This is a genomic window from Chamaesiphon polymorphus CCALA 037, assembly GCF_003003845.1.
Taxonomy (GTDB): Bacteria; Cyanobacteriota; Cyanobacteriia; order Cyanobacteriales; family Chamaesiphonaceae; genus Chamaesiphon; species Chamaesiphon polymorphus.
The window spans coordinates 1-6630 of the sequence record NZ_PVWO01000339.1; the positions used below are offsets into that span (position 1 = coordinate 1).

The 6630-nt window shown below is 44.9% G+C and carries 6 protein-coding genes; all 6 read right to left on the reverse strand.

Annotation, left to right across the window (positions count from 1 at the left end):
* Window positions 1–862: phosphate ABC transporter permease PstA (gene pstA / locus C7B77_RS20925; protein WP_106309379.1), on the reverse strand; the 862-nt coding region annotated here is incomplete at its 3' end.
* A 2-nt stretch (window positions 863–864) separates the two neighbouring features.
* Window positions 865–1845, reverse strand: a complete 981-nt coding sequence (gene pstC / locus C7B77_RS20930; RefSeq protein WP_106309367.1) for a phosphate ABC transporter permease subunit PstC — start codon at window positions 1843–1845, stop codon at window positions 865–867.
* A gap of 13 nt (window positions 1846–1858) precedes the next feature.
* Window positions 1859–2884, reverse strand: coding sequence for a phosphate ABC transporter substrate-binding protein PstS (gene pstS / locus C7B77_RS20935; protein WP_106309370.1), 1026 nt, complete (start codon window positions 2882–2884; stop codon window positions 1859–1861).
* Between the two features lie 310 nt (window positions 2885–3194).
* Complete coding sequence (cax, locus tag C7B77_RS20940; RefSeq protein ID WP_106309382.1) at window positions 3195–4310, reverse strand: calcium/proton exchanger; 1116 nt, start codon at window positions 4308–4310, stop codon at window positions 3195–3197.
* Window positions 4311–4536: 226 nt separating this feature from the next.
* Window positions 4537–5109: a Uma2 family endonuclease gene (locus tag C7B77_RS20945; protein ID WP_106309373.1), complete on the reverse strand. Its 573-nt coding sequence runs from the start codon at window positions 5107–5109 to the stop codon at window positions 4537–4539.
* 110 nt (window positions 5110–5219) lie between these two features.
* On the reverse strand, window positions 5220–6572 hold the full coding sequence (gene miaB / locus C7B77_RS20950; protein ID WP_106309376.1) for a tRNA (N6-isopentenyl adenosine(37)-C2)-methylthiotransferase MiaB: 1353 nt from the start codon (window positions 6570–6572) through the stop codon (window positions 5220–5222).
* Window positions 6573–6630 lie beyond the last annotated feature (58 nt).

Genomic DNA, 6630 nt, shown 5'->3' on the forward strand with positions numbered 1-6630 from the left:
CTAGAACTATTCCTAGTAAAAATAAAGATGCCGTCCAAACTAATTGATTTTTAACTGGATCGGGGTCGTTATATAAATTAAAAATTAAGACTGGTAGCGAAGCCGTGGGACTCAGGAGATTTTCGGCCCAATATTGAGCGTATAGAGCGGTGAATAATAACGGAGCTGTCTCGCCACAGGCACGAGCGATCGCGAGTAATATCCCAGTTGTAATTGCTGGTAACGCAGTTGGTAAAATGATGCGAGTAATGGTTTGAAACTTATTGCCACCAAGTCCCGATGAAGCCAATCGAAAAGTAATCGGCACTAACTTGAGAACTTCCTCCGTGGTCAGTGCGATAATTGGTAGCATGATAATCGCTAAAGCAATGCCCCCAGCAACTGCACTATAACTAAAATTAAAATCAAATAGTTGGCGACCAAAAAAGAATGGAGCGTCTAATTGTTTGGTATTTAAAACGATAATATCATAGGTAAAAATCCCGACCACGATCGATGGCACACCAGTCAAAATTGTTGTCAAGAATCTAATCGTCCGATTGACCTTACTATCGGGTGCGTATTCAGATAGATAAATACCAGTTGCAATTCCGATTGGAATGCTCAACAGCGAGGCAATTCCCACCATGGTTAGAGTCCCGACAATGGCATTAGCAAACCCATCATCGATGACTTCTTTGGTGAACATGGTCGCTGTCAACCCTGGAAATCCTTTGACGATAATATTCCACAACACCGAGATTAGTGGCAGGATCCCGATCGAAGTTAGGCAAAAAGCTAACACAGTCATCCCCCGATTGAATAAACTTCGAGCTGGGGACAAGGGTGTAGTTAAATTAGTAGTTGTTGATGACTCGTTCATAATTAAGATTTCCCGCTACGTTCGACCAATCTTACTAGCCCGATCGCGCCAACATTAACAGCTAGAGTAATTGCAAATAAAATCAACACTAAATAAGTCAGCGCGGAGGAGTGCATACCATCAGCTTCAGCAAACTTAGTAGCTAAAATCGCTGGAATCGAGTTAGCTGGCTCAAATAATGAAGAACTGATATTTTCGGCATTACCGATGACCATCGTTACTGCCATTGTCTCGCCCAGAGCGCGGCCTAATGCCAACATTACGCCACCGAGAATTCCCGAAAAAGCTTTGGGCAAAACAACTCGAAAAATTGTTTCCCATCGCGTCGCACCTAGTGCCATCGAGCCAGTCCGTAAATAAGTAGGCACCACTAATAAAACTTCTCGACTAACAGCCGCCATCGTCGGCAAGATCATAATGCCTAATAGGATGCCAGCAGTCATCAAGCCAGAGCCTGTCGGTTCCTTGCCAAACCAGGGAATAAAACCCAACTTGGCATGGAGAAATTGTTGGAATGGCAAGAGCAGGGGGATGAAGGAGTAGAATCCCCACAAGCCAAAAATGACACTGGGAATAGCAGCAATTAATTCGATCGTGAAAGCAATAACCGTTCGCAACCTTTGTGGTAGTAAATCTTCGCTCGTAACGAGTGCTACTGCCAACCCGATCGGTACGGCGAGGATCAGCGAGATTAAACTACTGCCCATCGTGCCGTAAATCAATGGTAAGGCACCAAATTTACTATCAGTGACGTTCCATTCCTGACTGACAAAAAAACCTAACCCAAACTTTTGTACTGCTGGGAATGATTGTTTGAGGATCGTCCAGACCATCAGAAAGAGAATAGCCGCCGATATCCCGCTGGCTGCATACATGAGATAGCGGAATAATCGATCGGCTAGATCGTTTTTGGGGGGGCGATTGCGCCTACCTAAGATACTTTCGGTAGGCACAGGCGCAGATAAGTGTTGAGGAGAAGACATTGTTAAATTTAGATTATTTCACGCCGGATTCGACAGCTTCGATCGCGCGAGCAGCAACACCGCTCGGAATGGAAGTGTAACCGAGATCGTCATTTAATTGCTGTCCGCTGGTAAGCATCCATCTGACCATTGTCTTGATGGCTTGAGCCTTAGCTGGAGTTTTTTGACTTCTAGGAATCAACAACCATGTTAGGCCGACAATGGGGTAGCCCTGACTCGAATTGATATCAAATGCGCGGAAATTTGCTGGAAATTGGACATCAGCTAGTGCTTGGTTAGCAGCTTTGAGCGATGGGGCAACATATCTACCGCTACCATTTTGAACAGCAGCCGAGTTGAGTCCATTTTTGAGCGCGAAGCTGTACTCCATGAAGCCAATTGCGCCAGGAGTTTGCTTAACTAAAGCAGAGACACCAGGATTTCCTTTACCTTTCAAAAAGCCTGACGACCATTTGGGTTCTGTGCTACCACCAACTGCTGACTTAAATTCTGGGCTAATTGCGCTGACGTGATTGGTGAAAATGAAAGCAGTACCACTACCATCAGCTCTGACTACAGGCTTAATCGCAGTATTTGGGAGGTTAAGACCTTTGTTATCTTGAACGATTAGGGGGTCGTTCCAAGTCGTAATTTTGCCTAAGAAAATTCCGCTTAACGCTCTGTTAGACAGCTTGAGACCTTTGACAGGAAGATTGTACGATACAGACACAGGGCCACCCGCAGTAGGTATCAACAATACTCCACCTTTGACCTGTGACATTTGGCTATCGGTCATAGCTGCATCGCTTGCCCCAAAGTCCACTGTACCAGCGATAGTTTGTTTGATCCCACCACCACTACCAATCGCTTGATAGTTAACTCTTATATCTGGGTGAGCTTTGCGCATCTCACGGATGTATCTCTCATACAAGGGTTGAGGAAAAGTCGCTCCGGCACCAGTAAGAGTTACTTGTTGCGCCACTGCTGCAAACTGAGCACCGAAAACCGATACTGCTACTGCGGTAAGAGTGGTAAACCGACCGAAATTTTTGGATAACATGGGTATAGTCGTCAAATTTATTGGGAAAAGACCGATCTCAAAATTTTAAGTTTTGACAATACTCTGTGATGTCTATAGCTAAATTTTTTGATGCCAGCAGCATCTTAGCGCAACCTCACCTATCTATCGATTATGCTTAGGTTAAGGATTGTTTAAGGTTTCTATAAGAATACTTTATGTAGTAATTATGTCTATGTTAACAGTCAGGAAGAGGGGCAGTTATAGGATATATTTGACGCTCGGTTTTTGAGATAGCAAAAGGCTACCGATCGTCTGTAGACGATCGATCTCCAGATGATGCCAGTGTCAATTAACCGATACCGTCAATCACGGGGTGGAAATAGAAAGCAAAACCCAATACCAGATAAGCCGCTAATAACAGAGAACCTTCGAGCCAATTCGATCGACCGTCAGAACTAATCGAGTTAGCAATTAATACCGAAACACCTACAGCGACCAATTCAAATGGATTGAAATTGAGGTTCATCGGTTGACCCATAATATATCCAGCTAATACTAATACTGGCGCAACAAATAGGGCGATTTGCAAACTCGAACCTAGCGCAACAGATACAGATAAATCCATTTTATCTTTCATGGCAACTGTTACCGCCGTCGCATGTTCAGCAGCATTACCCACGATCGGTACTAAAATTACCCCAGTAAAGAATGCCGTTAAACCTAACTGTTCTGTCGCAACTTCTAACGTCGAAACCAGAAATTCTGACTCGACAGCAACTAATAACGTACAGCCTAACAGCACCGTAATCCACAACGGTAAATTAACTTCTCCATGTTCGGTATCGCCGTCCAAATTTGAGTCAGCGAGTTCTTCCAAGTCCATATCCGCGTCGATGTCATATAAATAGGTGTGCGTTTTCATTGAAAATAACAACGTCAAACCATACACGCCAATTAACACGATCGATACCGCGATCGAGAGTTTCTGAATTGCATCTGTACTGATACCCGTCGAGGTATAATCTACCGCTGTCGGTAATAACATTGCAATCACCGCTAGGTTCATGCTAGAAGCATTAACTCGTGCCACGATCGGTTGAAATGTCTGCTCTTTATATTTCAAGCCACCCAGCAACATTGAAAAGCCCATCACCAATAACAAGTTACCGATAATCGAGCCAGTAAGACTCGCTTTGACAACATCAATCAAGCCAGCATTGAGCGCGACGAGCGCGATAATTAATTCTGTAGCATTACCAAAAGTGGCATTTAACAGCCCGCCCAAGGCTGGCCCCATCACCACGGCGATTTCTTCGGTTGCAGTGCCCATCCATGCCGCCAAGGGGATAATTGCCAGCGCAGAAGTGATAAATACCACTGGATCGCTCCAATGCAAAAAGTGTCCCGCGATCGACACTGGGATAAATATCAGGAAAACGGACAAAATATTCTGGAGATTCAGCATGAATGTGGTCGGATCGATACACTGTCTCTCTAGAGTACCCGAATTCTGCAAGTCACCAACTTCTCCGCTCATACTAGCTCAACTCCAAGGCTGGCTCGATCGACATGGTATAATTGTTCTGATACCCAAATTCGGGTCTAAAAAATATGGCTGACAACAACTTTACTTTGCAAGAAGTTGTCGATCGCTTTGAACTATCAACTATCAACTATCAACTATCAACTAATTAAATGCTACCAGTTAAAACCTGTTGGGCAGTTAATTGAAATCGATCGAATTGTGGCGATGCAATAACTTCTTCACCCGTACAAACTTTCTCTTCGTACAATCCTTCCACCAATTCTAAAATTGTCACCTTATCTAAAATCGGATCGACAATCCAATATTCAGGAATTTGTCTGGCCGCATATTCCGATCTTTTGTAGCGATAATCTCGTTTGTCTTGGTTAGGGCTGACTACTTCAACAACTAAACTAGGCGGTGGCATATCTGCGAGAATTGTCGATCGATTAGTTTCTCTTAATTCCAGTGCTAAATCTTCAGAAAGAACTGTCAGATCTGGTATTCTTGCTGTCGCTCTGCCACCAGTGACAGCGATCGCTATCTGATTTACAAGTAGTCGTGCTGGTATTCCTATCTGTGAAAAGTAAATTAACAATGAGATAGAGAGTTGCTGATTTTGAAAGCTTTCTGGGGGCATAGGAATTAATTTTCCATTCACGAGTTCGTAGAGGGTATCGGTACCATCATCATAGTTGAGGTACTCCTCAAGACTCATAAATTTAGTTGCAACAGTCATAGCTTCTCACCTATATATATTTAGGATCGATCTAATGATACTAGATTCGATCGGTCAACGATGAATGCCTTGTTACTTAATGTCTAGATCGCAATTAAGATTTAGCTACATCATTCTATCTTCGTCACCATATCGCCAGTAAGACTAAATGCCCGCGCTTCAGTGATTTTGACAGGAACGACTTTGCCGCGCAATTCTTCAATATCGCCATTGAAAAATGTCAACCGATTACCGCCAGTCCTGCCCAAAACTTGGTCGGTATTTTTAGCATTGCGTTCTTCCACTAATACCGATTCTACCCGATCGAGATACCGTCCCGATCGCTCGATCGCCGTTTGAGAAACGAGATGATTGATTCGCTGCAACCTGTCGAGTTTGATCTCTTCACTCAATTGATTAGTCCACACCGCCGCAGGTGTATTCGGACGCGGCGAATAAGCCGCCGTATTTACCATATCAAAACCGACATCGGCAATTAATTCGAGTGTCCGCTCGAACTGTTCTTCAGTCTCGCCTGGAAATCCGACGATCGCATCGGCACTAATCGACGCATCGGGCATATACTTACGGATTGTATCGACAATTCGCCGATATTTTTCGTGAGTATAACCCCGCGACATTGCCTTGAGAATATCGTTATCGCCCGACTGAAATGGGACGTGAAAATGTTCGCACACCTTGGGCAATTCGGTACAAGCTTTTATCAACCGCTCGGTAAAATAACGCGGATGACTCGTCGCAAACCGAATCCGCTCGATCCCTTCAATATCGTGGATATAGTAGAGTAAATCTGTGAGCGTATGTGAATGACGACCTTCGACAGTAGAGCCAGGTAAATCGCGCCCATAGGCATCGATATTTTGACCGAGCAAGGTTACTTCTTTATATCCCTGGCGTGCTAATTCTTTGATTTCAGCTCGAATCGCCTCTGGCGTGCGCGACTGCTCGACACCCCGCACGTTGGGTACCACGCAATAAGTGCAGCGTTCGTTGCAACCATAAATGACATTTACCCACGCCGTAACGCTACTATCGCGACGCGGTTTGGTAATATCTTCGATAATATGGATCGGCTCGGTAGCGACGACCTGAGCACCGCTAAATACCTGCTGTAACAGGTCTTCGAGGCGATTGGCATGTTGTGGCCCCATAATCAGATCTAGTTCGGGGATGCGGCGCAAAAGGGCTTCTCCTTCCTGCTGGGCAACGCAGCCAGCCATAATCAAAACCAAATCGGGATTATCTTTTTTGCGACGGGTTTGTTTGCCCAAGTAGGAGTAAACTTTCTGTTCGGCCAGATCCCGGATGGTGCAAGTATTGTAGAGGACGAGATCTGCTGTAAACGGATCGTCCGACCATTGAAATCCCATGTCTTCTAAGATCCCACCCATGCGCTCGGAATCAGCCTTGTTCATCTGACAGCCAAAGGTGGTGATGTGATAACTGCGATCGATCGAAGTCATGGTAGAAGAGGGTGGATGGGTAGATGGGTGGATGGGTGGATGGGTGGATGGGTGGATG

Excerpts from the sequence above, each read along its gene's own strand:
- pstS (WP_106309370.1), bottom strand. The coding sequence starts at position 2,884 with ATGTTATCCAAAAATTTCGGTCGGTTTACCACTCTTACCGCAGTAGCA.
- C7B77_RS20945 (WP_106309373.1), bottom strand. The coding sequence starts at position 5,109 with ATGACTGTTGCAACTAAATTTATGAGTCTTGAGGAGTACCTCAACTAT.
- cax (WP_106309382.1), bottom strand. The coding sequence starts at position 4,310 with ATGCTGAATCTCCAGAATATTTTGTCCGTTTTCCTGATATTTATCCCA.
- miaB (WP_106309376.1), bottom strand. The coding sequence starts at position 6,572 with ATGACTTCGATCGATCGCAGTTATCACATCACCACCTTTGGCTGTCAG.
- pstC (WP_106309367.1), bottom strand. The coding sequence starts at position 1,845 with ATGTCTTCTCCTCAACACTTATCTGCGCCTGTGCCTACCGAAAGTATC.